This is a genomic window from Lacicoccus kunmingensis DSM 17847 (assembly GCF_059568765.1).
This window is the reverse complement of sequence record NZ_JCANUC010000004.1, coordinates 1-26,621: the sequence shown is the minus strand read 5'-3', so window position 1 is coordinate 26,621 and position 26,621 is coordinate 1. Positions and strand designations below refer to the sequence as shown.

The following is a 26,621-nucleotide window of genomic DNA, read 5'->3' as shown; positions in this document are numbered from 1 at the left end:
GGCGGATGCCGGTCTTTTTTTTGTTATAATGGAGAAGAAGTCAATTTATTATAAACAAGAGAATTCAAGAGGTGATTGGGTGTTAACCGTACATGAGCTCGTAGATCAATTTACATTGAAAGTCGTCGCCGGTAATGAAGGGCTGACGAATGAAATAAAGAACTATGACATTTCGCGTCCGGCATTGGAAATCGGAGGGTATTTTTCTCATTATTCCTCGGACAGAGTCCAAATACTCGGAATGACGGAAATATCTTTTTTTGAAAGAATGCTGACAGAAAAAGAGCGGGAGGACCGTTCCAACCGTCTCTGCCGTAAAGAAACACCATGTATAGTGCTGGCCAGACAGATCAATCCGCCTCTTGAGCTGATAGAAGCGTGCAACTCGAGTAAAACCCCGCTGCTGGTTACAGATGCAAACACGACGACATTCTATTCGAGGCTGTCGAGCTATCTGGAAAAAGCACTGGCACCGGAAACGAATATGCACGGCGTACTGGTGGATGTGTACGGTATCGGTGTGCTCATCACCGGTGAGAGCGGTGTCGGCAAGAGTGAAACCGCGCTCGAACTCGTTAAAAACGGGCACCGTCTTGTTGCCGATGATAATGTGGAAATTAAAGAGGTGACGGACAATGTCCTGATGGGCAGTGCACCGAAACTGATTGAGAACCTCCTTGAAATCAGGGGGCTCGGCATTATAAACGTCATGACGCTGTTCGGTGCAGGCTGTATTCTGGCCGAGAAACGCATTATGCTGAATGTCAATCTTGAGACATGGGAAAAAGGCAAGGCATATGATAGAGTGGGTTTCGACCGCACAAAAATCACCATATTGAATTCCGAAATAGAAAAAAGAACGATTCCGATCCGTCCGGGCCGGAGCCTGGCGGGTATCATAGAAGTTGCTGCGATGAATTACCGTCTTCAGAATATGGGATATGATGCAGCTGTAGAATTCAATGACCGCCTGAACAAGCAAATCAAAGTCAACGGAGGAATGGACAATGATCTTTAATATACAACCGCTCGACCCGGTGATCGTATCCCTCGGTCCCATCGACCTCAGATGGTACGGTGTCATCATCGCAGCCGGGATGCTGATCGGTTTTTTGATTGCCAACAGGGAAGCGGATAAAAAGAAAATGCCGGAAGGCATGTTCATCGACTTGATGTTCTATATCATATTATTCTCGCTGATCGGTGCAAGACTGTACTATGTATTCTTCAACCTGGATTACTATCTGCAGGATCCGATTTCGATCATAATGGTCAACGAGGGTGGCATGGCCATCCACGGCGGCATCATCGGCGGTATTCTTGCGGGACTCGTCTACTGTTATAATAAGAACCTGAGTTTCTTCCAGGTCGCCGATATCGCAATACCCAGTCTGATTTTAGGGCAGGCAATCGGCAGATGGGGCAACTTCATGAACCAGGAAGCCCATGGCGGCGAAGTGACGAGAAACTTTCTTGAATCCCTCATGCTGCCTGAATTCATCATCAATCAGATGTACATAGACGGGGCTTATTATCATCCGACATTTCTGTACGAGTCGGTATGGAATATCATCGGATTCATCATTCTCATACTGCTCAGACCAAAACTTAAAATTGGCCAGACGATGCTGCTTTATCTGATCTATTACTCAATCGGCAGGTTCTTTATCGAGGGCATGCGTACTGACAGCCTGATGATCGGTGACGTGCTCAGAACGGCACAGGTCATATCGATCATCACGGTGGTTGTTGCGATTGCGATATGGATCTACCGCAGCAAAAAATACAATCTGCCGAAATACGGCAATGTGGACGGTGTCTATGACCCGGATAACAAACGACAGAAAAAGCAGTCGAAAACAAAAGGCAGACCCGTAAATAAGAAACACAAAAGGAAGAAATGATCATGAGAAATACGACCCGGTACAGAGTTGGAAAGTATAATCCATTGTGGAATCTATACAGGACGGTTTCGGTTTTCAAAGTTGCCAGGAACTTTATTTTTATAGAAATCGGCCGTTTTTCACCGTCGACAAAAATGAAGCACTTTTTGTACCGCAAGTTTTTGAAGATGAAATTGGAGGATAAAGTATCTTTTGCCTACAAAGCGATGCCGGACCTCATGCATCCGGAAAAGATACACATTGGAAAGAACAGCATAATCGGTTATAATACTGTAATATTGACCCATGAGTATTTAGTTGATGAATACAGGCTTGGAGACGTTCATATCGGGGAAGATACGATGATCGGCGCCAACGTCACAATACTGCCCGGCGTTACAATCGGCAGCAACGTGACTGTCGGGGCCGGCGCTGTCGTGTCCAAGGATATTCCGGATAATTCAAGCTGTCATGGGAATCCACTTGTGATAAGGAGCAGGTAAAATGTCTGAAAGAAAAGTTATACCCTTCAATCAAAGTGGTTCATTTTACTTCAATCAGGGATTAAAGAGAATAGAGCAGAAAAAGAAGAGAGATGCTCTTAAAAGCTTTGAAAGAGCATATGATATAGATGATAATAATTTAGCTTATTTGTCACAATATGTGTATTTACTAGCTGAAAACGGACGGCAGGCTGAAGCTGAATATTTACTGATCAATAAATTCATTCAGCATCAATATGATGCTGAATTTTATTTTATACTCAGCCAATTGTTTGTCATAACAAACGATCCGAACAAATCTTTTTTATTTGGAGTAGAGTATGCGAAGCATTTTCCGGAAGCGGGATATGATGAAGAGCTGGAAAAAATGTTCGATCTGTCGATCGAGGATGAAGATGAAGTCGAAAAAGAATCCGAGCGGTTCGTCAGCCATCACATATTCCAGCATCTGTTCATGAATGCACGCATAGATGAAGCACTTGAATATTTATCGATGTTACCGGTCAGTCTGCAGGAAGAAAGAACGTTCAGAAACTTAAAAGCGATGGCGTATTTATTTTTAAACAAGTTTGATGAGGCTTACGAAATTTTGGATATGCTGCTTAAGGAAAATAAAACCGATATGCACGCTTTAAGTCATCTGACGCTGCTTTACTACCACACAGGGCAGCAGTCCAAGTATGAGTCATATTTGAAAAAGCTGGAAGTTGTCGAGCCTCTGGATGACGACTCCAGATTCAAGGTCGGCCTCGTACTGAATTTCCTCAAACAATACAGCAGATCATATGAGTTATTGTTCCCGTTATATAAAAACCAGCAGTTTATCAGTTTCCAGCTGCTGCATGCCTTAAGCCACGCAAGCTACCACATTGGAAATAGTTCCGAAGCGGAAATGTTCTGGGAGAAAATGCAGAATTTCCATATGGTAAATGAAATGTACAGTCCGTGGAAAAAGCAGGAAGCCGCTGATGCAATATCGGATATCGCGCAAGTGTATCTGCATGACGATGATGTTCATATGCGTCTCCTCGGCCTTTATAAGATTAATCTGGTCAAACCGAAAGATGCGGTGCTCGGCCACCCGGTATGGGATACGATTGAACAGCTGGACGATTACGAAAAATTATATGTTACATTTCTGTTCCAGGGTGTTAAACTGGTCAGGCTGGGTAAAATGCATAACGGCCTTGAAATCATGAGGGCGGTCGGATACGAGAGTGAAGAAGACCGTCTGCAATGGATCGATACATTCCATCTGCTGTATGAAAAAATCAAAGAGTATGAAGATGTTTCATCTCTCGCGGCAGCGACATTGTATTTACATCCAAAAGGCAGAAAAATAACGAAAAAGGCAATGACCGAGCAATTTGAAATCACATCTTACCGTCTGAATAAGGCCATTGATATCATTAAGCAAATTTGATGTAAAGAGAATTATTAACGCTTATAATATTAGTGATGTGATTTAGGAAGAGCATATAATTAATAGTTAAATGTTAGGAGAAGTGTAATGGCGGAAGAAAATATATATGATGTAGTAATAGTGGGTGCGGGACCGGCAGGGATGACTGCTGCGGTCTATGCATCAAGAGCGAATTTAAAAACAGTCATGCTTGAAAGAGGCGTTCCCGGCGGACAGATGGCGAACACAGAAGATGTTGAAAACTTCCCGGGCTTTGATTTCATAACAGGACCGGATCTGTCATCGAAGATGTTCGGGCACGCTCAGAAATTTGGAGCGGAATATAAATACGGCGATCTCCAGTCCGTTGAAGACCACGGGAGTTACAAGCTTCTCAAAACGTCTTCTGAAGAATTTAAAACTAAAACAGTCATTATTGCGACGGGTGCGGAATATAAAAAAATCGGTGTCCCCGGTGAAGACCTCCTTACCGGACGCGGCGTAAGCTACTGTGCAGTATGTGACGGTGCATTCTTCAAAGAACGTGAACTTGTCGTTATCGGCGGCGGGGACTCTGCTGTAGAAGAAGGTGTCTACCTGACGAAATTCGCAAGCAAAGTGACAATCGTCCACAGACGTGCTGAACTTCGTGCTCAGAAAATACTTCAGGAACGTGCATTCAAAAATGAAAAAATCGAATTCATCTGGGATACAGAGCTGCAGTCCATCAATGGTGAAGGTAAAGTCGGCAGTGTGACGCTTTTAGATAAGAACACGGGTAACACATACGACTTTGATACAGACGGCGTTTTCGTATATATCGGCATGCTGCCTCTGACAAAGCCTTTCAAAAATCTCGGCATCCTGAACGAACTGAACTATGTTGAGACAAACAGAGAAATGGAAACGAGCGTACCTGGCATATTTGCAGCGGGCGACGTTATCGATAAAACACTGCGTCAGATCGTTACAGCAACAGGTGACGGCAGTATCGCAGCTGAAAACGCACAGAAATATATTGAAACACTAGGCGACTAATTGATGAAAGAAGACAAAATTTTTATGTTTTGTCTTCTTTTTATGTGCGCCGGATGACAGCGAATGTGCATCGGACGTGCTTTAGACATTGTAAAAAGTAATCAATTTTGGTATTATGATATATTGGCATTAACTTTAGTTCGACCCATTTATGATGTAAAATAAAGTTAATAATATAAACGGGATGTGGAGCCATTGAAGAATTTGATCATTCTAACGGGTATGAGCGGCGCAGGTAAATCAGTCGCCCTGGAAGCGCTGGAGGATATGGATATTTTCTGTATCGATAATTTACCGCCGATACTGATACCCAAAATAGCAGACTTGATGGAAACAACGGATGGCAGAATGGACAATGTCGGACTCGGCATTGATTTAAGAGGCAAAGAACTGTTCGATACGCTCGTATCGGAACTGGAAAAAATCATTGACAACGACAATATAGAACTTAAAATCATCTTTTTGGATACGACGGACGAAAAGCTGGTCGCACGTTATAAAGAAACGAGACGCTCACATCCTCTGGATCACGGCATGAACGTGCTTCAGGCAATTAAAAAGGAAAGGGCGCTGCTTGAGGAACTGAAATACAGAGCGGATGTTCTAATCGATACGACAGAGCTCAAGCCGAAAGAACTGCGTTCCAAAATGTTTGAAGAAATCACCGGAGACGGAGAGAGTGGATTTCATGTCAATGTGCTGAGCTTCGGCTTCAAGCACGGGGTGCCGATAGATTCGGATCTTTTATTTGATGTGAGATTCCTGCCGAATCCGCATTACATCAGTGAACTTCAGCCATTCACCGGGCTCGACCAGCCGGTATATGACTATGTGATGAGATCCAAGGAAACGAATATCTTTTACACTAAACTGTTGGACATGATGCGATTCCTTCTGCCGCACTATTTGAGAGAGGGAAAATCCCAGCTGGTCATCGGTATAGGATGTACAGGGGGACAGCACCGTTCTGTAGCGCTGGCAGAACGTCTGAGCAGAGATCTGACCGATTATTTTGATTTCAAAATAAAAGCAAAGCACCGCGATGCTTATATAGAAGGCGTCAAACATGAAGAAAGTTAGAGTGACGATAATCGGCGGCGGCACCGGACTCAGCGTATTGGCACGTGGTTTAAAACAGTATCCGGTGGAAATCTCTGCGATAGTCTCAGTTGCGGATGACGGCGGCTCTACAGGAATCATCCGTGATCAGATCGATATGCCGGCACCGGGAGATATCAGAAACGTGATGTCTGCCTTGTCCGACATGGAATCGAAACTTGAAAGCCTGTTTAAGTACAGGTTTAAAAAGAATGAAATCAGCGGACATTCACTTGGAAACCTGATGCTTGCGGCAATGTATGACATGACAGGCGACTTCGCCCTGGCCGTCGAGGAACTGAGTGATATTCTGAACGTCCGGGGGACAGTCATCCCGTCGACAAATATCAGTCCGAAGCTCGCTGCCCGCATGCATGATGACTCGATCATCATCGGTGAGAGTTATATACCTAAAGTGCAGCAGCAGATTTCTGAAGTATTCTTATTACCGAAAGATACAATCGCCACACCGGAAGCGATTGAGGCGATTGAAGAAGCGGATATCGTAGTGCTTGGGCCAGGCAGTCTGTATACGAGTATCATCCCGAACCTTCTGCCCTCAGGCATGAGGGAAGCGCTCATCCATTCCCGGGGAACGAAAGTATATATATCCAATATAATGACACAAGTCGGTGAAACAATCGGCTACACCGCAGCAGATCATTTAAAAGCGATCAATAAACATATTGGAAAGAATGTATTTGAGTACATCGTCCAGAATGAAAAGAATATCACATCGGATATATCCGACTATTATCAGGAGAACGGCATGACTGTCGTTACAAGTGATAAAGATCAGCTGGATGAAATGGGTGTCTCCATACTGACACGGGACAACCTGGTCAGTGTCGATAAAGACGGTGCAGTCAGACACAACAATGATGTCATTGCAGAAATTATTTATGATATTGCACTGACGGAAATCAGTACATTGCAATATCGTTTGAACAAAGATCAAAGTTAGGATTGATGAAATGTCTTTTGCATCAGATATGAAAAATGAACTTACGCGTGTGGACGTCGATACATGCTGTCAAAAGAGTGAATTGTCCGCACTCATAAAGATGAACGGGGCATTAAGCTTTTTTAACGGCGAGTGGGTGATCAGCGTTCAAACTGAAAATGCGGCGATCGCCCGAAGAATCTTCTCTTTGATAAAAAATCTGTACGGCGTTGATATCGAACTTCTCGTACGAAGAAAGATGAAGCTGAAAAAGAACAATGTCTATATAAGCAGAGTGAAGAAAGATGCACATAAAATGCTTACAGATCTCAATATCATCAAGGACGGCATCATCACAAACGCCATCAATGAAGAGATTAAAAGTAAAGAGTGCTGTATACGCAGCTATTTGCGCGGTGCATTTTTAGCGGGCGGCTCGGTGAACAATCCGGAAACGTCTGCCTATCACCTGGAAATCGCATCATTGTATGAGGATCATGCAAGAGTGCTGACAGAGCTGATGAACGGTTATGAACTCAATGCGAAGTATATTGAGCGTAAGCGCGGAGGGTATATCACTTATTTGAAAGGTGCAGAGAAAATCGCTGAATTTTTAAGTCTGATCGGTGGTTACCAGGCGCTCTTGAAATTTGAGGATGTCCGCATCGTCCGGGATATGAGAAACTCCGTCAACAGGCTGGTCAACTGCGAAACGGCCAATTTGAATAAAACCGTCGGCGCAGCGATGCGGCAGGTTGAAAATATTCAGCTGATCGATGATGAGATCGGCATCAGCGAATTGCCTGAAAGACTTCAGGAAATCGCAAGACTCCGTATCGAGCATCAGGACGTCTCTTTGAAAGAGCTTGGTGAGATGCTGTCGACCGGCGCAATTTCGAAGTCCGGCGTCAACCATCGCCTGAGAAAACTCGACACCATCGCAGAAAAAATAAAGAGCGGAGAAGTGATGGAATTTTGATGACCGCATTCAATCATTCCCGGTGAGCGCAAACTTGCCGGGTTTTATTTGTCACTAAATGGCCAAACATTGAAAAAAAGTCTATAGTTTGAGCCGGCTTTAAATTGAAATTTGTATTTTACAAGAGTAGAATGACGGATTATAACGACATGGAGGTAATTTACGATATGAAAAAATGGTTAACGATGATATCACTCGCGGCCACGATGCTTGCAGTATCTGCATGTGGAGACGAGTCCGCAGAAGGTGAAAACGGCGACGGTGCAGAAAATGGTGAATCTCAGACTGCTGAAGAAGGCCAAGCATCTGAAGGTCAATCTGCTGAAGGCGGCGAAACGCCTGAAATGCCTGAACCGGACCTTGAAGACGTCCCTGACGTTGTTGCTGAGATAAATGGTGAGGAAATCACTAAGGAAGAATTTGAGCAAGTGTATACCGGCCAGTTCCAGCAGGCTTCAATGATGCAGGAGATGACCGGCGAGGAAGTGAACGAAGATGAGCTGAAGCAGCAGATTGCTGAAGGACTGGTTTCTGAAAGACTGCTTGTACAAGAAGCGGAAAACCGTGACATGAGTGCTTCAGAGGAAGATGTCGATGCGATGATCAGTGAGATTACAGAAGCGAACGGCATGGAATCTGAAGATGATTTCTTCGCAGCGATGGAAGAGAGCGGCATGTCAGAAGATGAAATCAGAGCCGAGCTTGAAAAACAAGTCAAAGTCGAAGCGTTAATTTCTGAAGAGGCCGGCGATATCGAGCCGACAGATGAAGAACTTCAGAAAGTCTACGATGAGCAGATCGCAGCACGTGAAGAAGCTCAAAGCGAAGGTGAAGGCGAAGAGACTGAACCGCCGGCATTCGAAGATGTAAAACCCCAGATTGAAGAACAGCTTGTCAGAGAAAAAGAGGCAGAAGCGGCACAGGGTCTTGCAGATGAACTTCGTCAGGATGCCGACGTGACTGTGAATCTGTAATTGACGGGCAATCACTTTAATGAATGAATTGAAAACTTTATGAGTGAGTTGTGAGTGGCATGAAATATGCTTTTTGGACCACTTCGTCCCATCACTCATTCACCAAATAAAAATCCGCTGACAATCTTAAAGTTGTCAGCGGATTTTTATTATCATTCGCCGTAAATTTCATCGAGGGCGACATCGAGTGTCGGGTAGTTGAATTTGAATTCGTTCGCAAGCAGTTTTTCAGGGATGACTTTCTGTCCTCTGATAATCAGAATGGACTGGTCGCCAAGTACCGTTTTGAATAAAAACCCCGGGGTCTTGACGATTGTCGGCTTGCCGAGCGCCATGCCCAGATATTTTGCGAATTGTTCCTGTCTGAGCGGAACGGGGGCGGTCATATTGACCGGCCCGTCAATCTCATCGACAGCAAGTACATACAGGAGGGAATTAATCAGGTCTTCCAGGTGAATCCAGCTGTAATACTGCTGTCCGGTGCCGATGTTCCCGCCGGCCCCGAACTTGAACGGCAGTGCCATCATCGGCAGCACGCCTTCATCTTTATCCAGTACGAGTCCGAAGCGTCCGAGAACGACTCTTGTCCCGAATTCTTCAAATTTGAGTGCTTCCTTTTCCCATACACTCACGACTTTTGCGAGATAGTTCGACGGCTGGAATTCATTCTCTTCTGTGAAGCTGACATGTTCGCTGGTCGGATAATATCCGACGGCGCTTGCGTTAATCAGAACGCCGGGCTTTATTTCGCTGTTTCGTACCCAGCTATGAAGCAGCCTTGTCGTATTGATTCTGGAGTCCATTATTTCTTCCTTATGGCTGTCCGTCCACATTTTCTGCAGGGAAGCACCGGCAAAGTTGTAGACCGCATCTATATTGACGGGCAGCGCATCTGCCCAGCTCAAATTATTGATGTCATCCGGATCGTATTTTATATAATGTATAAAAGGGTGATCGTCTGAATGTTCGCTGCGGCTTAAAATATATACGTGATTGCGTTCCTCGACTAAAACTTCTGTTAAACGGGCACCGACTAAGCCTGTTCCGCCGGTAATCAATATATTCATTAATGGAGGGCCTCCTTATATTCCTTTATATTCTTTACCCAAAAATGGCAAAAATAAAAGTGCTATATGCCTTTTTGACATATAGCACTGCTTCAAAAATTATTTTTGAACTTTTTCCGGTTCCATCACTTCGTCGATCAGACCGTATTCCTGTGCTTCCGCAGCAGTCATAAAGTTATCACGATCAGTATCTTTTTCGATTTTTTCAAGTGGCTGGCCGGTTCTTTCTGCCAGAATCTTGTTCAGTTTTTCGCGTGTTCTTAAGATGTGCTTGGCAGCAATTTCAATTTCAGTTGCCTGACCTTGTGCGCCGCCCAGCGGCTGGTGAATCATCACTTCGGCATTCGGCAATGCAAAGCGTTTGCCTTTTGCTCCTGCTGCAAGAAGGAATGATCCCATTGAAGCAGCCATGCCGACACAGATTGTCTGAACATCCGGCTTGATGTGCTGGATTGTATCATAAATAGCCATTCCAGCTGTAACACTGCCGCCCGGGGAGTTGATATAAAGATAAATATCTTTCTCAGGGTCTTGTGCCTGCAGGAATAAAAGCTGACTCACTACCGAGTTGGCAACATTATCATCGATGCCGCTGCCGATCATTATGATTCTATCTTTTAATAGTCTACTATAAATGTCATAAGCTCTTTCACCGCGATTTGTCTGTTCAATCACTGTAGGTATTAAATTCATAGTTCTAACCTCCATATATATCTGTAATTTGCTACTGTTTTAGTTATATCACATTAGTCAAACAAGGTCAAAGGATTAAAACCAACTTTAAATTGTCATAAATATTTGATACAATTATGATGTTTTAATCACCGCATTTAGGTTACAATGTATAAGTATGCCCCCATGGTGTAATGGATAACACGTAAGATTCCGGTTCTTAAGATAGGAGTTCGATTCTCTTTGGGGGCGTTTTTTATTTACCATTAATAATGTGGCAGGTGATGATATGCTGAATGATATTGAAATCATTGAGGAGCCGAATGATAATCTCAAAGAAGGTTACGTGCGCGATGTTTTTTTCGTCGCTATTAACTGCGGAAAATTATTATTGGAAAGCGGTGCTGAAACTTACCGCATCGAAGATACCATGATGCGCATCTCAAATACATACGGCATCAGCAATCCTCAGGTTTTCGTCACACCTACCGTCATTATATTTTCGATGAACGAACATTCACTGACACAGACCGTGCGCATTGAAGAGCGGGCAAATGACCTTGGCATGGTCGATGTCATCAACAACTTATCCCGGGATATCGCCCAGGGCATGCCGATAAAGTCGGCGATTAAAAGAATAGAAAAAATACATGATGCACTGGTCTTTCCTTTTTGGCTGATGGTCCTGTGCGGCGGCATGACCGCTTTCATGTTCCTGCTGTTATTTAACGGCTCACTTGCAGATCTGCCTGCAGCAACATTCGGCGGTGCGCTCGGCGTCTTTATAATGGAAAGTATTTTACGTTTTACAAGAGTCAAATTCTTCACGGAGTTCTTCGCGTCATTCTTTATCGCTGTCACATCATTTTTCTACGTTCAGTATGGTCCCGGTTTAAATATGGATTTAATTATCATCGCAGCAGTCATGCCGCTCGTTCCCGGTGTGCTGATCACCAACGCCATACGGGAGATGATCCGCGGACACTTGCTTGCAGGCGTGATGAAAGGGACGGAAGCGATGCTCACAGCCTTCGCGATAGGTGCAGGTGTGGCACTGATATTCATGCTCATTTAAGGAGGCGGCGCCATGTTAACGTTACTCTATCAGTTCATCTTAAGCTTCTTTGCCTCCATGGGTTTCGGGATACTGTTCAATGCGCCGAGAAGGGCACTGCTCCAATGCGGTCTGACAGGCGCAGCAGGCTGGATTGTCTACTATATATTGAGCAGTTTTGAAGTCAACCAGATATTGGCGAGCTTTGCCGGCGGCATAGTTCTCACTGCAGTATCTATTTTCAGTTCAAGATATATGAAGATGCCGATTGTCATATTCATTACATGCGGCATCATCCCGCTCGTTCCGGGCGGTAAAGCCTACCAGGCGATGCGCAATGTCGTTCTGGAAGATTATCAGCTGGCATTTTCATTCGGTATAGAAGCGGCGCTTATAGCCAGTGCAATCGCACTCGGCATCATTACATCAGAAATGCTCTACTCATTGGTGAATACGGCATTAACTAAATTAAAGACAGGTGAATAAGGTGTTAGTTTTAGATTATTATACGAGAGACCGTTGTGCATTGTGTGATGAAGGCATTCTTCAAATAAAAATCGCACTGTCGGAGCTCAGGGAAATGAATGTTAAAATCAATAAAGTAAATATTGATGAAGATGATGCACTGCAGGAAGAATACATGGTGAGGGTTCCGGTATTGAAGCACGACTCAACTGTCATCCAGGAAGGCGTCCTCGATTTCGTCCAGATCTATGATTATTTAAAAGCGAATAAGGGTAAACATAATATGAATTGATTTATGAATTGATTAAATTAATTGCATTGTTACATATATTTCTGATATATTAATAATGTAATTTTTTTGTCCCTGGTGGGACGTAAAACGTCTCGCTATGATGAAAGGTGGTTGAATGAATGTGGCAGAGATTGATTGACATCCAGAAAAGTATCGTACCTGATATTTTATCCCACATGCTTAAACGCCTGGATATACTGAGTTGTATTGAAACGGAACAACCAATCGGCAGAAGATCACTGGCCAGACAACTGGGGATGACAGAAAGAGTTTTGCGCAGAGAAGTTGAAGAACTTTCACAACTGAACTTGATAAAAGTCGACGCGAAAGGCATTTCCATCTCAGAAATTGGCAGGGCAGCATTAAAGGAAGTTGAACCATTCCTGACATTGATTGAGAGCCGGAATGACCTGGCAGAAAAGCTGAAACAGCAATATCCGCTAAAAGATATATTTGTTGTCAGAGGTGATGCCGATCAAAATGCGATGGTTAAAGAAGAGTTGACGAGATTGATGGCAGAGGAACTGATGGAAAACCTGTTCAAGGGTGCGGTTGTTTCAGTCGCAGGCGGTTCCACGATGGCATCGGTCAGCAAATTTTTAAGACCGAAGCATGACAATCTGCTGTTCGTCCCTGCAAGGGGCGGTCTCGGTGAAGATGTTGCATTCCAGGCGAACTCGATAGTGAGCCACCTGGCGGAAGCGACTTCCGGAGAACACCGGATGCTTTATGCACCGGACAGCATCAGTAAAGCATCACTTGAATCATTGAAAGAAGAACCGATGGTCAAAGAAATCATCGATCTGAACAATCGTTCATCGATGGCCATCCATGGCATCGGAGATGCACTGCAGATGGCCCGCCGCAGAAATGTCACTGAGGAAGTGATGTCGAAACTGGGCGCGGAAAATGCAGTCGGAGAAACTTTCGGTTTTTATTTTGATGCTGAAGGGAATATGGTCCATAAGGTGAAAACCATTGGACTGCAGCTGGAAGACCTCGAAAATAAAGAGTCCATCTTTGCAGTTGCAGGCGGAGACAGTAAAAAAGAAGCAGTAAAAGCGTATTTGAAATTAGCGCCGCAAAACACAATCTTATTTATTGATGAAGCGGTCGCACAACATTTATTAGGATAAAACTAAGGAGGCCATTTTAATGGTTAGAGTAGCAATTAATGGATTTGGAAGAATAGGAAGACTTGCAGCAAGAGAGATTCAAAATTATGATGACATGGAAGTCGTCGCAGTAAACGATTTGACAGATGACGACTTTTTAGCACACTTATTCAAATATGATTCGACTCAGGGCCGCTTTGAAGGCGATATCGAAGTATTGGAAAACGGCTTTAAAATCAACGGTCAGGAAGTAAAATCATTCACTGAGAAAGATCCTTCCAACCTGCCTTGGGGCGATTTAAATATAGATATCGTACTTGAATGTACAGGTTTCTTCACTGAAGAACAGGATGCGAGAAAACACCTTGATGCAGGCGCTAAAAAAGTATTGATCTCTGCACCGGGTAAAGGCGATATGAAAACAATCGTATACGGTGTAAATGAAAATACGCTGGACGGTTCTGAAGAAGTTGTTTCTGCAGCATCATGTACAACGAACTGTCTGGCACCGGTTGTTAAAGTATTGAATGACGAGTTCGGCATCAAAAAAGGTCTGATGACAACAATTCACGCTTATACCGGCGACCAGAACACATTGGATGCGCCGCATGCAAAAGGCGACTACCGCCGTGCGCGCGCAGCAGCAGAAAACATCGTACCAAACTCTACTGGTGCAGCTAAAGCGATCGGTCTTGTTCTTCCTGAACTTGAAGGCAAACTTGACGGTGGTGCACAGCGTGTGCCGGTCGCAACAGGTTCACTCACTGAAGTGACTGTAACATTGGATAAAAATGTTTCAGTTGAAGATGTGAACAATGCGATGAAGAATGCAGTCAACCCTTCATTCGGCTATAACGAAGATCAGATTGTATCTGCAGACATCATCGGTATTAAAGAAGGTTCACTGTTTGACGCGACTCAGACGCGTGTACTTGAAGTGGACGGCAAACAATTGGTAAGAGCCGTTGCATGGTATGATAATGAAATGTCCTATACTGCCCAGCTTGTCCGTACTTTAAATCATTTGGTAACACAATAATAAACTTAACCTGGCGGGTGGATATTCCACCCGTTTTTTATTTTTTATGTGAAGCTAAATTGGGTATAATAAAGACAATGAATATTTTAGGAGGCAAGTCATGAAGAAAACTGTTGAAGATATTGAATTAAAAGGCCAGAAAGTGCTCCTGAGAGCCGATTTGAACGTACCGATGGAAGACGGTACAGTGACGAATGATAATCGGATCGTGCAGGCGCTTCCTACAATCAAGTATGTATTGGAACAAGGCGGCCGGGTCATTTTATTCTCACACCTCGGCAAAGTGAAAACAGAAGAAGACAAGAAAGATAAAACTTTGAAGCCTGTTTCCGATAAGCTCGGCGAATTGCTCGACCAGACAGTTTTATTTGTGCCGGAAACGAGAGGCACTGAGCTGGAGTCGGCAATCGATGAGTTAAAAGACGGTGAAATTCTATTGTTCGAAAATACCCGTTTTGAAGATATAGACGGTAAGAAGGAGTCCGGAAATGATGCGGACCTCGGCAAGTACTGGGCAAGGCTCGGCGACGTCTTCGTCAACGACGCTTTCGGTACTGCACACCGCTCGCACGCATCGAACGTCGGCATCGCAGAAAATGTTGAAACCGTATCCGGTTACCTGATGCAAAAGGAAATTGACTTTATCGGCGGTGCGGTCGATGCGCCTAAAAAGCCGTTTGTCGCAATTTTGGGCGGCGCAAAAGTATCGGATAAGATTGGCGTTATTGAAAACCTGCTTGAAAAAGCGGATAAAGTGCTGATAGGCGGCGGTATGGCCTACACCTTCTTCAAGGCACAGGGCAAGGAAATCGGCACTTCACTTCTTGAAGAGGACAAAGTGGAACTTGCGAAATCACTGCTTGAAAAAGGAAAAGACAAAATCGTCCTGCCTGAAGATGCCATCGTGGCAGAGAAATTTGATAAAGATGCTGCACATAAAACAGTATCAGTGGACGACATTCCCCGCGACATGATGGGGCTCGATATCGGACCGGATACTGTCAAAGCGTTTGAAAGCCATCTGAAAGATGCAAAAACCGTCGTATGGAACGGTCCCATGGGCGTATTTGAATTTGAAAACTTCGCACAGGGCACCATCGGTGTATGTAAAGCACTTGCCGGACTGGAGGATGCCATCACAATCATCGGCGGCGGCGACTCGGCTGCAGCTGCGTTCGATCTTGGGTATGAAGACGACTTCTCCCACATTTCAACAGGCGGCGGCGCTTCCCTTGAATATTTAGAGGGCAAAGAACTGCCGGGACTTGCAGCAATCAACAATAAGTAATGAAACTTTAGGAGGAAAATTATGAGAACACCATTTATCGCAGGAAACTGGAAGATGAACAAAACGATTTCCGAAGGGGAACAATTTCTTGACAGCTTAAAAAATCTGCCGGCTAAAGACGAAGTGGAAAGTGCAATCTGTGCACCATTCATCCACCTGCCGTCATTAGTTGAGAAAGCGAAAGACCTGAACGTCGGCATCGGTGCTGAAAACGCACACGAGGAAGACAGCGGTGCATTTACAGGCGAAGTTTCTGTTACAATGCTTCAGGACCTCGGTGTGGACTATATCATCATCGGCCACTCTGAACGCCGTGAACATTTTAACGAAACAGATGAAACGGTAAATAAAAAGACCCTTACCACTTTGAAAAACAACATTGTACCGATTGTCTGCGTCGGCGAAACTGACGCTGAACGTGAAGAAGGCAAACATATTGAACGTGTTGAAAACCAGGTAGAAAAGGCGCTGCTTGAAGTATCTGCTGCAGATGCTGAAAAAGTGGTCATCGCATATGAACCGATCTGGGCGATCGGCACAGGAAAATCTGCGACAAGCGATGATGCAAACGAAATGTGCGGCGCTGTCCGTAAAAAGATTGCTTCATTATACAGTGACGATGTCGCAAATAAAGTCCGCGTCCAGTACGGCGGCTCTGTAAAACCGGCAAACATCAAGGAGTATATGGAGCGTGAGCACATCGACGGTGCACTTGTCGGCGGTGCGTCTCTTGAAGCGGATTCTTTCCTCGAACTGCTGGAAGGTGCTAAATAATGACCAAACCGACAGCTTTAATCATTTTGGATGGGTTTGCCAACCGTGATGAAGAGAAGGGCAATGCGGTAAAAGCGGCGAATAAACCGAACTTCGACCGTTATTTCAATCAGTATCCCCACAACGAACTGTCGGCGGCCGGCATGGATGTCGGGTTGCCGGAAGGACAGATGGGGAATTCGGAGGTCGGCCACTTGAATATCGGTGCCGGCCGCATCGTGTATCAAAGCCTGACACGCATCAACAAGTCGATTGAAGACGGTGACTTCTTTGATAACGCAGTGCTGCTTGATACGATGAAGCATGTCGAGGGTAATGACAGCGAGCTCCATGTCATGGGGCTACTCAGTGACGGCGGCGTCCATTCGCATTATGAGCATTTATTTGCACTGTTGGAAATGGCGAAGAAGCAGGGGCTGAAACGTGTATATGTTCATGCATTCCTTGACGGCCGTGATGTCGGCCAGAGTTCTGCACTCGGCTTCATTGAAGAAAGCGAGCGCCGCTTTAAAGAAATCGGCATCGGTGAATTCGCATCAGTGTCCGGCCGTTATTACGCCATGGACCGTGATAAACGCTGGGACCGCGGAGAACCGGCATACCATGCGATTTCAAACGGCCGCGGCCCTGTATTTGACAGTGCAGCGGAAGGTGTACAGGCGAGCTATGATGAGGGAGTTTACGATGAATTCGTCGTACCGTTCGTTGTTAAAGGTTATGAGGACAAGGAAGGGACGGGCATCAAAAATGATGATGCAGTCATATTTTATAACTTCCGTCCAGACCGTGCCGCACAGCTGTCCGAAGTATATACAAATGAAGATTTCATGGGCTTTGAAATGGACCGCAAATACAGCGGGCTGAAGTTCGTGACATTTACGAAATACAGTGATGATGTCATCGCTGAAATCGTCTTTGAAAAGAAAGACATCGTCAACACAATCGGGGAAGTCGTGGGGGATGCGGGCGGCAAACAGCTGCGAATCGCAGAAACTGAAAAATATCCGCACGTCACCTATTTCATGAGCGGCGGACGGCACAGTGAATTTGAAGGTGAACGCCGTGCGCTGGTGGATTCTCCCAAAGTGGCGACGTATGATCTGCAGCCTGAAATGAGTGCGTATGAAGTCCGTGATGAGTGTCTGGCGGAACTCGAAAAGAAAGATCTTGACCTGATCATTTTAAATTTTGCGAATCCGGACATGGTCGGACACAGTGGTAAACTTGAACCGACGGTCAAAGCGATCGAAGCGGTCGATGAATGCCTCGGACCGATTGTCGATGAAATCATCGCGCAGGGCGGTCATGCAATTATCACGGCTGACCACGGCAACTCCGACGAGGTGACGACACCTGAAGGCAAGCCGATGACGGCGCATACGACGAACCCGGTGCCGATCATTGTCACTAAAGAAGGCGTTGAAGTAAGAAGCGGCGGCATACTGGCCGACATCGCACCAACGCTCCTCGACTTGATGGGTATTAAACAGCCGGAAGAAATGACCGGTAAGAGTTTATTGCAAAAGTAAATAGGTTTTTATTTTCATTGAAATTAATTTTTGTTTCACACATAATAAAATAGACAAATACAATTTAAGGAGATATTGATATGCCATTAATTATTGATGTTTATGCACGTGAAGTAATCGATTCCCGCGGGAACCCTACGGTTGAAGTGGAAGTATTGACTGAAAGCGGTGCGTTTGGCCGCGCCCTTGTACCGTCCGGAGCGTCAACTGGTGAATATGAAGCGGTTGAACTGCGTGACGGGGACGATACACGCTACTTAGGTAAAGGTGTAGAAAAAGCGGTGGAAAACGTCAATGAAGAAATTGCTGCTGAACTTATCGAAGGAGAATTCAGTGTACTGGAGCAGGTATCCATCGATAAAATGATGTGCGCACTTGACGGCACTGAAAACAAAGCGAAATTAGGTGCGAATGCAATACTGGGTGTATCTATGGCAGTGGCTAAAGCAGCTGCAGATTTCCTTGGACAACCTCTTTATAAATATTTGGGCGGATTCAATGCAGTTCAGCTTCCGGTACCGATGATGAACATCATCAACGGCGGCGAGCATGCTGACAACAACGTCGACATTCAGGAATTCATGATCATGCCGGTTGGTGCGGAAAGTTTTAAAGAAGGCTTGCGCATGGGCGCTGAAATTTTCCATAACCTGAAAAAAGTGCTGAGCGAAAAAGGTCTGAACACTGCAGTCGGTGACGAAGGCGGATTTGCTCCGAACCTCGGTTCCAATGAAGAGGCACTGTCTACGATCATTGAAGCAATTGAAAAAGCAGGATACGAGCCTGGGACGGAAATTCGTCTGGCGATGGACTCTGCATCATCAGAATTCTATAATGCTGAAAAAGGCGTTTATGAATTAGCGGGTGAAGGTAAGACATTCACTGCTGCAGAAATGGTGGAGTGGTATGCAGAAATGGTCGACAAATATCCAATCATCTCAATCGAAGACGGCTTGGATGAGAACGACTGGGAAGGCCACAAGTTACTCACGGACCGCCTCGGCGACCGCGTCCAGCTTGTCGGTGACGACTTGTTCGTTACGAACACTGAAAAACTTGCGCGAGGCATCGAAGAAGGCGTCGGCAACTCAATCCTGATCAAAGTGAACCAGATCGGTACACTGACTGAAACTTTCGAAGCGATTGAGATGGCTGAACGTGCAGGTTATACTTCCGTAATCTCCCACCGTTCAGGCGAGACGGAAGATACAACCATCGCAGACATCGCAGTGGCGGTGAACGCCGGTCAGATCAAGACAGGTGCACCATCCCGTACAGACCGTGTTGCGAAATACAACCAGCTGCTGCGCATCGAGGACGAATTATTTGAAACAGCTAAATACGAAGGACTTAACTCATTCTTTAACCTGGATGAAGTTTAGGAGATTGTATTAGTGTGAGGACCCCGCTTCTTGTGAAGCGGGGTTTTTGGTGTGGTTAAGATTATTTTGCAATGAAATTTAAAAATCTGCGCTATAAGTATCAGTCCACCATATGAAATATAGCGCAGCAGAGGTTGTCACGCTATAAGTTGCAGTCAGACTCATGAGATATAGCGCAACAGAGGTTGTCACGCTATAAGTTGCAGTCAGACTCATGAGATATAGCGCAGCAGAGATCGTGACGCTATAAGTTGTCAAATATTCACCACATATAGCGCTTCGATACTACTTTAAATCAATAATCAATATTTCCACGTTGTTTTTGCCGTCTTATATACGAACTGGAAATCTGATGGCCACTGTACTTGGCTATAATAGAAGAATCCAGCTTCCAATCTTCATTCAACATCTTCAACTCATTAATTAACCGCCGGGTAACGGTCAGCAAGTCGAAATTTTCATTACACTTCACGCAGTTGTATTTATTACGGTTCACACGCTCCAGCCCCACATGACAATTCTCACAATAAACGCCGCCACGAAGTGACTCCAGATCGACATTCGCCTTGCCGTCATACATGGATTTCGTCAGACGGCGCGACTTCAAAAATTCCAGCAGCCGGTCATAAGAATAATGGTTATCCCGCACAATCCGGTCCAAAAACTTCTCGACCCCGCTGTAAGTCAGTATATTTTTCCCGTAAGGCAAATTATAAATTGTCTGTTTTGGATTAATAAAGACCAGACAGCTGTAGACTTCAAAGTCAGCCCCATGACCGGACTGCCGAAGCAGGTAGCGGAAAGCATCGTTATGCCGTGATACCTGCTGCATCAGATTTTTAAATTTATCTCCGCCGGTAAAAGTCCATACAGTATCTGAATACACCAGATCAAAATTGAACTTCTTCACTTCAAAAGTGAACACCCGGTCGCCGGCAATCAATATATTATCAATCTGCACCTCACTCGAACTCATCGAAATTTTGCGGCTGTCACCACCAGCCTCACTCACAGAAAACCGGTAATCTTTCAGATGAACACAATCCCGTCCCTCAATCCTCTCATCAATCAACCGGTCCAGCTCACCTTCCCCTTCCCAGCCAAGCTTCAAATGACCCAGCTCATTCACTTCATCTTCAGCCACTGCGGCACGGCATTTCAAAATTTCCAGCTGCTTCAGTTTCAACGGCTTATATCTCAATATCACAACCATCCCCTTATAATGAAATAAAACATATGCCAACTTTAAAATTGCCCGAAATTGTTGTCAAATCGCAACAATTCAATAACTGCACCCTCCCCACTCCAAAAACCCAAAAACCGCCTTGACAAAAATCCAGAAACTGCACAAAACACTCCGCCAAAACACGAAATCTGCCATTTGGACAAATCAAACCCGGCTTGCATTACAGCAACACTTTTGGTATGCTTTCTAATGTTAATATTTATTGGAGGGACTACCACATGCAAACAGTTTTAATAGTTGTGTTGATAATCGTTTGTATATCTTTAATTGCAGTGGTATTGCTTCAGTCAGGAAAAAGCGCCGGCCTTTCGGGTGCAATCAGTGGCGGGGCAGAGCAATTATTCGGTAAACAGAAGGCACGCGGAATGGATCTTGTATTACACAGAACGACTGTGATTCTATCCGTACTATTTTTCTTAATTATGCTTTTACTCACATATGTGAGCTAAATTTAATGAAAATGACTGAAAAGAAAACCCTCAATAGCCAGGGTTTTCTTTTTCTTTTGTTTGACGAATTTTTAACGTACAATTGAAGTAACACACAAAAGGAATGTTGACGATGAACGTAAAAATGCCAGGTGAATTTTATTTTAATGAGCACTCGGACTACGCTGTCCTTCTCCTTCACGGATTTACTGGAAATACATCGGACGTCAGACAGTTGGGTCGTTTCCTGCAGAAAAAAGGCATCACCTCATATTCATTCAACTACCAGGGCCACGCAGAGGCGCCCGAAACCATTTTAAAGTCCTCCCCGCATGTCTGGTACCGCCAGGTCACAGAAGCATACGACTTCCTGAAATCGGAAGGATATGACAAAATTTTCACAGCCGGTGTATCCATCGGCGGCGCACTCGGACTGCTGCTCACCCACGACCGGGACGTCATTGGCACTGCAACAATCTGCAGCCCGATGTTTATAAAATCAAAAAAAGAGTTATTGAAAAGCTATACGACGTATGCAGCCAATTTCAAAAAGCGTTTTGAAAATAAAGACCGTCAGACGATTGATGACGAAATCAATGCCAGTCTTGACGACGCTGATGATACGCTTGAAGACATCAACGCCATCATAAACAAGGCAGAACAGTCACTCGAAGATATATTTGTGCCGGTGTACGCGGCACAGGGGTCTCTGGATGAAGTCATCGATCCGGAATCCGCGAATGTAATTTATAACAATGTGTCCACAGAGGAAGCAGAAAAACGATTGAAGTTTTATGAAAACTCCGGACACGTACTGACAATAGATAAAGACAAAAACGAACTATTCAACGATTTATATGAGTTTATAGAAGAGATAATATAATGGAGGTATTCTCATGAGTAACTACAGAGAAATGGTTTTGGAAATCATGAACAAAGAAGATTATAAACCTGTGACGATTGACCATTTTATAAATGCGTTTGATGCCCATGATTCAGAGGATTTCAAAGAAGTGGTCAAAGTAATGGTTGCTCTTGAGGAAGAAGGCATCATTTTCCGCACGAAAAAAGATAAATATATGAAGGTTGCGGAAACGAACCTCGTCAAAGGAAAACTGTCCATGCATAAGAGAGGCTTCGGCTTCCTGCGGGTGGAAGATGAAGATATCGATGATATCTTTATTCCGCCGACAGGCATTAACGGGGCGCTCGACGGAGATACGGTGCTTGTTGAAACGTTCAACGAGAGTTCCGGCACTAATATGGAAGGGAATATTACGAGCATACTGACACGCGGCATTACAAGAGTGGTCGGGGAGTATGTGGACAACAAGTCCTTCGGCTTCGTATTGCCGGACTCGAAAACTTTCAAGACGGATCTCTTTATTCCAAAAGGGCAGAATCTCGGTGCAATCGACGGCCATAAAGTGCTTGTCGAAATTACGAAATATCCGGAAGATGAAAATGCAAATCCGGAGGGGCATGTCACCCAGATTTTAGGGCATAAAAACGACCCGGGCGTCGATATACTGTCCATCATTTTCAATCATGGCATCAATATCGACTTTCCTCAGGAAGTATTGGATCAGGCAGAAGCTGTGCCGGATACCATCCAGGAAGATGAGCTGCAGGGCAGAACGGATTTACGTCATGAAAACACGGTTACGATTGACGGCGCAGATGCAAAGGACCTGGATGATGCGATTGCTGTCAAAAAACTGGATAACGGCAACTATGAGCTGACAGTCAGCATTGCGGACGTGAGCTACTATATCACTGAAGACTCAGCGATGGATAAAGAGGCATATGACCGAGCGACGAGTGTGTATCTCGTTGACCGGGTCATCCCGATGATTCCTCACAGACTGTCAAACGGTATTTGTTCACTGAATCCTGAAGTGGACCGTCTGACGATGAGCTGCAGAATGGAAGTGAATCATGACGGCCATGTGGTCAATCATGAAATTTTCCAGAGTGTCATCAATTCGAACAGAAGAATGACTTACGATGCGGTGAACGGTATGCTTGAAGATGAGGACCAGGTACTGATGTCCGAGTACAGTGATGTGTCCCCGATGATTATGGCTGCAGGAGAGCTTGCGCAGATTTTAAGAAATAAAAGAGTGAAGCGCGGTGCGATGGACTTCGACTTCAAAGAGGCGCAGGTACTTGTCGGTGAAGACGGTACACCTGAAGATGTCGTGTTAAGAAACCGCGGGCAGGGTGAAAAGCTTATCGAAGAGTTCATGCTGCTTGCCAATGAAACGGTGGCGGAGCATTTCCACTGGATGGATGTGCCGTTCCTTTACCGCATACACGAAGACCCGAAAGAAGAGAAGCTTCGAAAGTTCTTTGACTTTATTTCCACATTCGGAATTGTGGTCAAAGGCAAGGGCAATGAAATCCACCCACATGCGCTGCAGGATATATTGGAAGAAATCGAAGGCAGACCGGAAGAACTGGTCATCAGTACTTTGATGCTCCGTTCAATGCAGCAGGCGAAATATTCACCGGAAAGTCTGGGACACTTCGGCCTGTCGACTGAATTTTATACTCACTTCACATCACCGATCAGACGTTATCCGGACTTGATCGTCCACAGGCTCATCCGCAAGTATCTGATCGAAGGCAAGACGGACGACAAGACAATCGGCAAAGTGGATGCATTCCTGCCGGATGCAGCTGAGCACACGTCCGAGAGAGAACGCCGTGCGGTCGATGCAGAACGCGATACGGACGATTTGAAGAAAGCGGAATATATGAAGCAGTATATCGGTGAAACGTATGAAGGCGTCATTGCCGGTGTGATGAATTTCGGTATGTTCGTGGAACTGCCGAACACTATCGAAGGTCTCGTCCATATTTCCAATATGACTGATGATCACTATCAGTATCAGGAACGCCACATGGCACTGATCGGTGAACGGACGGGCAACGTCTTCAGAATCGGGGACCCGGTTGAAATCAAAGTGATGGATGTCAATGTCGACGAACGTCTCATTGATTTCCAGGTAGTCGGCATGCCTGAGCGAAAAAAATCCGAAAGACGTTCAAGACCGGTGGAAATTAAAGCCAAGAAGAAGAAGCCGGAAGACCACAAGGAGAGCGGGAGCAAGAAAAAAGGTAAAAAGCCGTTTTATAAATCAGTGGCCAAAAAAGGAAAAGGGAAGAAGTAATGTCTTATGAAAAAACATCATACTAAACCACTTGCCCAGAACAGAAAGGCAAGACACGACTATACAATAGAAGACACCATTGAAGCGGGCATTGCGCTTAAAGGCACTGAAATCAAATCCATCAGGCGGGGATCGGCCAACCTGGTGGATGCCTATGCAAAGACGTACAGAGGTGAGATGTATGTGTACAATATGCACATCGCCCCCTACGAAGAGGGGAACCGCTTCAACCATGATCCCCTCCGTACGAGAAAGCTCCTGCTCCATAGAAAAGAGATCAACAAAATGATGGGCCACATCCAGGAGACCGGCAATGCTTTGATTCCTCTTAAGCTGTATATTAAAAACGGGGTATGCAAAGTGCTTTTAGGCATGGCCAAAGGTAAGAAGAAATTTGATAAGCGTGAAACAGCGAAGAGGAAACAGATGAAACTGGAAGCGGACCGCGCGATGAAAGACCGTATGAGATAGGCCAAAGCTTGCAGAAGCTATACCACTTGATGTACAGTCTTATTCTTGGTATAATATACTTCACTCGAAAATATCGAGACTATTTTAAATCCGGGGACGTTCCGGATTCGACAGGGGCTATTTGGGCATTTTAAGCGTGTCGGAGGTTGCGGCTTCGTCATCAACGCTACACAGTTTATAATAACTGGCAAACAAAACAATTTCGCAGTAGCTGCGTAATAGCGCTCTGCATCATCCCATGAGCTTTCCTGTGGCCCATGACGATGATCCAACTTTAACAGGGTACGCACGAAGTCTGCAGTCTTAAGACTTTGTGAAGAGACCAATAAGACTAGCATGGACTTGACGGTTCGTTCATTACCATCATCCATGCGAAATTGAGAAATGAACTACACACGTAGAAAGAAATGTATCAAGGTCTCTGGACGCGGGTTCAACTCCCGCCGTCTCCATATAAAAAAGCTCAACCGTTAATGGTTGAGCTTTTTCTTTTTATTCTGGGCTGCTCCGACATCTAAATGACCATGTATCATTTATTTTAGTTAAAACTATACTGGAACTCCTAAATAAGAAATATACAGATACTACTCAATGCGAGTGAGTTTTTCTGTTATGATTTGCACAGAGGGGTGATTGCGTAATATGGATTCTATTGTTGAGTTAATGGGTTCCGGCGGATTTATAGTATTATTAACTTGGTTAGGCAAAGAATTATTCAGTGGATTTTTAAGACGTTCAGATGCTAAAAAAATTAAAGAACTGGAATTCAAACAATATAAACAGCAGGCAAGTTTTGATTTAAAATATAAAGTTTATAGCGAGATTTACTCTGATATCAAAAAGCTTCAGGGGTCTATTGAAGTTTTCCAGAATGTTAGAAGCTTTTATAATGATTTTGAAGAGGCTCTTTTTTCAAAAAGTAACAAAAAATTTTTTGATGCAGGAAATGAAAATCCAGAACAGTACAGGAGTATATATTATTCAGATAGAAATGGAAGAGTATTAATAAACATAAATCATTTTATCGGTTTAATGGATGAAGTTCATTTTAAATTGAATAATGATACATCAAGAAATGAATTTTTATTTTCAGATGATGAGGCGTTATCTATTAAAGCGATATTAGATCATGGGAGAGAAATAATAGAAGGAGTAAAAGAAACATACTTCGCTACATATCCTACTTTAGGAATAGATTCAGAAAGCCCTCCTGATAAATTAGATGAATTAATGAAAGAATTTATGACAATGCTCGATGATGATTTAAACAAGTTTTTAATAAAAGACTTAGATAAGATGCAAGTAATAATTAGAGATACTGATAATCTATTTCGTAAAGAATTTGACACCCATTGAGACAATGTCATTAACTTTAGGTCTTGACGTTATTTAATAATAAGCAAGCATTCATGTAAAAATCATGAATGCTTGAATTTTTGTTATGGGTTTTGAAAACCCCCTGCTATGCGGGGGGTTCCAAAGAGCTTCCAGCGTGGTATAAAAAAGGTCCTCGACTATGCTACTATGGAGTTGGTTTCCCGACCACTCCACAAGACATAGGAGGACAGCCCAGTGAAGGACAACAACAGTTTAGCACACACATCATGGAAATGTAAGTATCATATCGTGTTTGCCCCGAAGTACCGGAGACAGATTATATACGGCAAATACAAACGCAGCGTAGGAGAGATCATCAGAGAACTATGTGATCGAAAAGGTGTGACGATTCATGAAGCGAATGCCTGTTCAGATTATATACACATGCTGGTGAGCATTCCACCCAAATTGAGTGTTTCCAGTTTT

General features: G+C 44.4%; 27 protein-coding genes, 1 tRNA gene and 1 other RNA gene. 26 read left to right on the top strand and 3 right to left on the bottom strand.

All coding sequences use genetic code 11. The features are described 5' to 3' along the window. Positions 1–79 precede the first annotated feature (79 nt). The 9 genes from hprK to BO48_RS05690 all read left to right on the top strand — a co-directional run bounded on the left by hprK (position 80) and on the right by BO48_RS05690 (position 8,820). On the top strand, positions 80–1,018 hold the full coding sequence (hprK, locus tag BO48_RS05730) for an HPr(Ser) kinase/phosphatase (RefSeq protein ID WP_496366459.1): 939 nt from the start codon (positions 80–82) through the stop codon (positions 1,016–1,018). Next, the gene (gene lgt / locus BO48_RS05725; protein WP_496366458.1) at positions 1,008–1,904 is read left to right on the top strand and encodes a prolipoprotein diacylglyceryl transferase; all 897 of its coding nucleotides are present in this window, start codon (positions 1,008–1,010) and stop codon (positions 1,902–1,904) included. Before hprK ends, lgt begins: the two co-directional genes overlap by 11 nt. 2 nt (positions 1,905–1,906) lie before the next feature. Continuing rightward, positions 1,907–2,386: an acyltransferase gene (locus tag BO48_RS05720; RefSeq protein WP_496366457.1), complete on the top strand. Its 480-nt coding sequence runs from the start codon at positions 1,907–1,909 to the stop codon at positions 2,384–2,386. Position 2,387: 1 nt separating this feature from the next. Continuing rightward, the gene (locus BO48_RS05715; protein WP_496366456.1) at positions 2,388–3,809 is read left to right on the top strand and encodes a tetratricopeptide repeat protein; all 1,422 of its coding nucleotides are present in this window, start codon (positions 2,388–2,390) and stop codon (positions 3,807–3,809) included. Positions 3,810–3,896: 87 nt separating this feature from the next. Continuing rightward, the gene (gene trxB, locus BO48_RS05710; protein WP_496366455.1) at positions 3,897–4,826 is read left to right on the top strand and encodes a thioredoxin-disulfide reductase; all 930 of its coding nucleotides are present in this window, start codon (positions 3,897–3,899) and stop codon (positions 4,824–4,826) included. A gap of 195 nt (positions 4,827–5,021) precedes the next feature. Next, positions 5,022–5,906: an RNase adapter RapZ gene (gene rapZ / locus BO48_RS05705; protein ID WP_496366454.1), complete on the top strand. Its 885-nt coding sequence runs from the start codon at positions 5,022–5,024 to the stop codon at positions 5,904–5,906. Further along, positions 5,893–6,888 carry a gluconeogenesis factor YvcK family protein gene (locus BO48_RS05700; protein WP_496366453.1) on the top strand — a complete coding sequence of 332 codons (996 nt, stop codon included), beginning with the start codon at positions 5,893–5,895 and terminating at the stop codon, positions 6,886–6,888. The genes rapZ and BO48_RS05700 overlap by 14 nt, the downstream gene beginning before the upstream one ends. A 10-nt stretch (positions 6,889–6,898) precedes the next feature. Then, positions 6,899–7,846, top strand: a complete 948-nt coding sequence (gene whiA, locus BO48_RS05695) for a DNA-binding protein WhiA (RefSeq protein ID WP_496366452.1) — start codon at positions 6,899–6,901, stop codon at positions 7,844–7,846. A 167-nt stretch (positions 7,847–8,013) separates the two neighbouring features. Then, on the top strand, positions 8,014–8,820 hold the full coding sequence (locus BO48_RS05690; RefSeq protein ID WP_496366451.1) for a SurA N-terminal domain-containing protein: 807 nt from the start codon (positions 8,014–8,016) through the stop codon (positions 8,818–8,820). Positions 8,821–8,972: 152 nt separating this feature from the next. Here BO48_RS05690 and BO48_RS05685 read toward each other — a convergent pair whose 3' ends face one another. Together BO48_RS05685 and clpP are read right to left on the bottom strand one after the other, a co-directional pair. Continuing rightward, positions 8,973–9,887: a TIGR01777 family oxidoreductase gene (locus BO48_RS05685; RefSeq protein WP_496366450.1), complete on the bottom strand. Its 915-nt coding sequence runs from the start codon at positions 9,885–9,887 to the stop codon at positions 8,973–8,975. Positions 9,888–9,986: 99 nt separating this feature from the next. Further along, positions 9,987–10,580, bottom strand: a complete 594-nt coding sequence (gene clpP / locus BO48_RS05680) for an ATP-dependent Clp endopeptidase proteolytic subunit ClpP (protein ID WP_496366449.1) — start codon at positions 10,578–10,580, stop codon at positions 9,987–9,989. 159 nt (positions 10,581–10,739) lie between these two features. Between clpP and BO48_RS05675 the strand changes: the two genes are divergently transcribed. From BO48_RS05675 to eno, 10 genes are all read left to right on the top strand, one after another. After that, positions 10,740–10,811 (top strand) — tRNA-Arg (locus tag BO48_RS05675). A 22-nt stretch (positions 10,812–10,833) separates the two neighbouring features. After that, positions 10,834–11,634: a threonine/serine exporter family protein gene (locus tag BO48_RS05670; RefSeq protein WP_496366448.1), complete on the top strand. Its 801-nt coding sequence runs from the start codon at positions 10,834–10,836 to the stop codon at positions 11,632–11,634. Positions 11,635–11,646: 12 nt separating this feature from the next. Further along, complete coding sequence (locus tag BO48_RS05665; RefSeq protein ID WP_496366447.1) at positions 11,647–12,099, top strand: threonine/serine exporter family protein; 453 nt, start codon at positions 11,647–11,649, stop codon at positions 12,097–12,099. A gap of 1 nt (position 12,100) precedes the next feature. Further along, positions 12,101–12,370: a glutaredoxin family protein gene (locus BO48_RS05660; RefSeq protein WP_496366445.1), complete on the top strand. Its 270-nt coding sequence runs from the start codon at positions 12,101–12,103 to the stop codon at positions 12,368–12,370. Positions 12,371–12,489: 119 nt separating this feature from the next. Then, complete coding sequence (locus BO48_RS05655; RefSeq protein ID WP_496366444.1) at positions 12,490–13,506, top strand: sugar-binding transcriptional regulator; 1,017 nt, start codon at positions 12,490–12,492, stop codon at positions 13,504–13,506. 19 nt (positions 13,507–13,525) lie between these two features. Further along, on the top strand, positions 13,526–14,524 hold the full coding sequence (gene gap / locus BO48_RS05650) for a type I glyceraldehyde-3-phosphate dehydrogenase (RefSeq protein WP_496366443.1): 999 nt from the start codon (positions 13,526–13,528) through the stop codon (positions 14,522–14,524). A 100-nt stretch (positions 14,525–14,624) separates the two neighbouring features. Next, positions 14,625–15,812, top strand: coding sequence for a phosphoglycerate kinase (locus BO48_RS05645; RefSeq protein ID WP_496366442.1), 1,188 nt, complete (start codon positions 14,625–14,627; stop codon positions 15,810–15,812). A gap of 21 nt (positions 15,813–15,833) precedes the next feature. Next, the gene (tpiA, locus tag BO48_RS05640; protein ID WP_496366441.1) at positions 15,834–16,586 is read left to right on the top strand and encodes a triose-phosphate isomerase; all 753 of its coding nucleotides are present in this window, start codon (positions 15,834–15,836) and stop codon (positions 16,584–16,586) included. Further along, positions 16,583–18,115, top strand: a complete 1,533-nt coding sequence (gpmI, locus tag BO48_RS05635; RefSeq protein ID WP_496366626.1) for a 2,3-bisphosphoglycerate-independent phosphoglycerate mutase — start codon at positions 16,583–16,585, stop codon at positions 18,113–18,115. Before tpiA ends, gpmI begins: the two co-directional genes overlap by 4 nt. Before the next feature lie 80 nt (positions 18,116–18,195). Next, positions 18,196–19,497, top strand: a complete 1,302-nt coding sequence (gene eno, locus BO48_RS05630) for a phosphopyruvate hydratase (protein ID WP_496366440.1) — start codon at positions 18,196–18,198, stop codon at positions 19,495–19,497. 295 nt (positions 19,498–19,792) lie between these two features. Here the strand turns inward: eno and BO48_RS05625 are convergent, their stop codons facing one another. Then, the gene (locus tag BO48_RS05625; RefSeq protein ID WP_496366439.1) at positions 19,793–20,704 is read right to left on the bottom strand and encodes a nuclease-related domain-containing protein; all 912 of its coding nucleotides are present in this window, start codon (positions 20,702–20,704) and stop codon (positions 19,793–19,795) included. Between the two features lie 257 nt (positions 20,705–20,961). Between BO48_RS05625 and secG the strand changes: the two genes are divergently transcribed. The 7 genes from secG to tnpA form a co-directional block, all read left to right on the top strand. Continuing rightward, the gene (secG, locus tag BO48_RS05620; protein ID WP_496366438.1) at positions 20,962–21,192 is read left to right on the top strand and encodes a preprotein translocase subunit SecG; all 231 of its coding nucleotides are present in this window, start codon (positions 20,962–20,964) and stop codon (positions 21,190–21,192) included. A 112-nt stretch (positions 21,193–21,304) separates the two neighbouring features. Then, positions 21,305–22,054, top strand: coding sequence for an alpha/beta hydrolase (locus BO48_RS05615; RefSeq protein ID WP_496366437.1), 750 nt, complete (start codon positions 21,305–21,307; stop codon positions 22,052–22,054). Positions 22,055–22,067: 13 nt separating this feature from the next. Further along, positions 22,068–24,347: a ribonuclease R gene (gene rnr / locus BO48_RS05610; RefSeq protein ID WP_496366436.1), complete on the top strand. Its 2,280-nt coding sequence runs from the start codon at positions 22,068–22,070 to the stop codon at positions 24,345–24,347. A 6-nt stretch (positions 24,348–24,353) separates the two neighbouring features. Continuing rightward, positions 24,354–24,818 (top strand): SsrA-binding protein SmpB, encoded by a 465-nt coding sequence (gene smpB / locus BO48_RS05605; protein ID WP_496366435.1) that lies wholly within the window; start codon positions 24,354–24,356, stop codon positions 24,816–24,818. A gap of 92 nt (positions 24,819–24,910) precedes the next feature. Beyond that, positions 24,911–25,273, top strand: a transfer-messenger RNA (tmRNA) gene (gene ssrA / locus BO48_RS05600). Between the two features lie 187 nt (positions 25,274–25,460). Beyond that, positions 25,461–26,174, top strand: a complete 714-nt coding sequence (locus BO48_RS05595) for a hypothetical protein (protein ID WP_496366434.1) — start codon at positions 25,461–25,463, stop codon at positions 26,172–26,174. A gap of 216 nt (positions 26,175–26,390) precedes the next feature. Next, a partial coding sequence (gene tnpA / locus BO48_RS05590; RefSeq protein WP_496366433.1) for an IS200/IS605 family transposase occupies positions 26,391–26,621 on the top strand: 231 nt, incomplete at its 3' end.

Coding starts and splice junctions, on each gene's coding strand:
- lgt (WP_496366458.1), top strand. CDS start 1,008: ATGATCTTTAATATACAACCGCTCGACCCGGTGATCGTATCCCTCGGT.
- BO48_RS05720 (WP_496366457.1), top strand. CDS start 1,907: ATGAGAAATACGACCCGGTACAGAGTTGGAAAGTATAATCCATTGTGG.
- BO48_RS05715 (WP_496366456.1), top strand. CDS start 2,388: ATGTCTGAAAGAAAAGTTATACCCTTCAATCAAAGTGGTTCATTTTAC.
- trxB (WP_496366455.1), top strand. CDS start 3,897: ATGGCGGAAGAAAATATATATGATGTAGTAATAGTGGGTGCGGGACCG.
- BO48_RS05700 (WP_496366453.1), top strand. CDS start 5,893: ATGAAGAAAGTTAGAGTGACGATAATCGGCGGCGGCACCGGACTCAGC.
- whiA (WP_496366452.1), top strand. CDS start 6,899: ATGTCTTTTGCATCAGATATGAAAAATGAACTTACGCGTGTGGACGTC.
- BO48_RS05690 (WP_496366451.1), top strand. CDS start 8,014: ATGAAAAAATGGTTAACGATGATATCACTCGCGGCCACGATGCTTGCA.
- BO48_RS05685 (WP_496366450.1), bottom strand. CDS start 9,887: ATGAATATATTGATTACCGGCGGAACAGGCTTAGTCGGTGCCCGTTTA.
- clpP (WP_496366449.1), bottom strand. CDS start 10,580: ATGAATTTAATACCTACAGTGATTGAACAGACAAATCGCGGTGAAAGA.
- BO48_RS05665 (WP_496366447.1), top strand. CDS start 11,647: ATGTTAACGTTACTCTATCAGTTCATCTTAAGCTTCTTTGCCTCCATG.
- BO48_RS05655 (WP_496366444.1), top strand. CDS start 12,490: ATGTGGCAGAGATTGATTGACATCCAGAAAAGTATCGTACCTGATATT.
- gap (WP_496366443.1), top strand. CDS start 13,526: ATGGTTAGAGTAGCAATTAATGGATTTGGAAGAATAGGAAGACTTGCA.
- BO48_RS05645 (WP_496366442.1), top strand. CDS start 14,625: ATGAAGAAAACTGTTGAAGATATTGAATTAAAAGGCCAGAAAGTGCTC.
- tpiA (WP_496366441.1), top strand. CDS start 15,834: ATGAGAACACCATTTATCGCAGGAAACTGGAAGATGAACAAAACGATT.
- eno (WP_496366440.1), top strand. CDS start 18,196: ATGCCATTAATTATTGATGTTTATGCACGTGAAGTAATCGATTCCCGC.
- secG (WP_496366438.1), top strand. CDS start 20,962: ATGCAAACAGTTTTAATAGTTGTGTTGATAATCGTTTGTATATCTTTA.
- BO48_RS05615 (WP_496366437.1), top strand. CDS start 21,305: ATGAACGTAAAAATGCCAGGTGAATTTTATTTTAATGAGCACTCGGAC.
- rnr (WP_496366436.1), top strand. CDS start 22,068: ATGAGTAACTACAGAGAAATGGTTTTGGAAATCATGAACAAAGAAGAT.
- smpB (WP_496366435.1), top strand. CDS start 24,354: ATGAAAAAACATCATACTAAACCACTTGCCCAGAACAGAAAGGCAAGA.
- BO48_RS05595 (WP_496366434.1), top strand. CDS start 25,461: ATGGATTCTATTGTTGAGTTAATGGGTTCCGGCGGATTTATAGTATTA.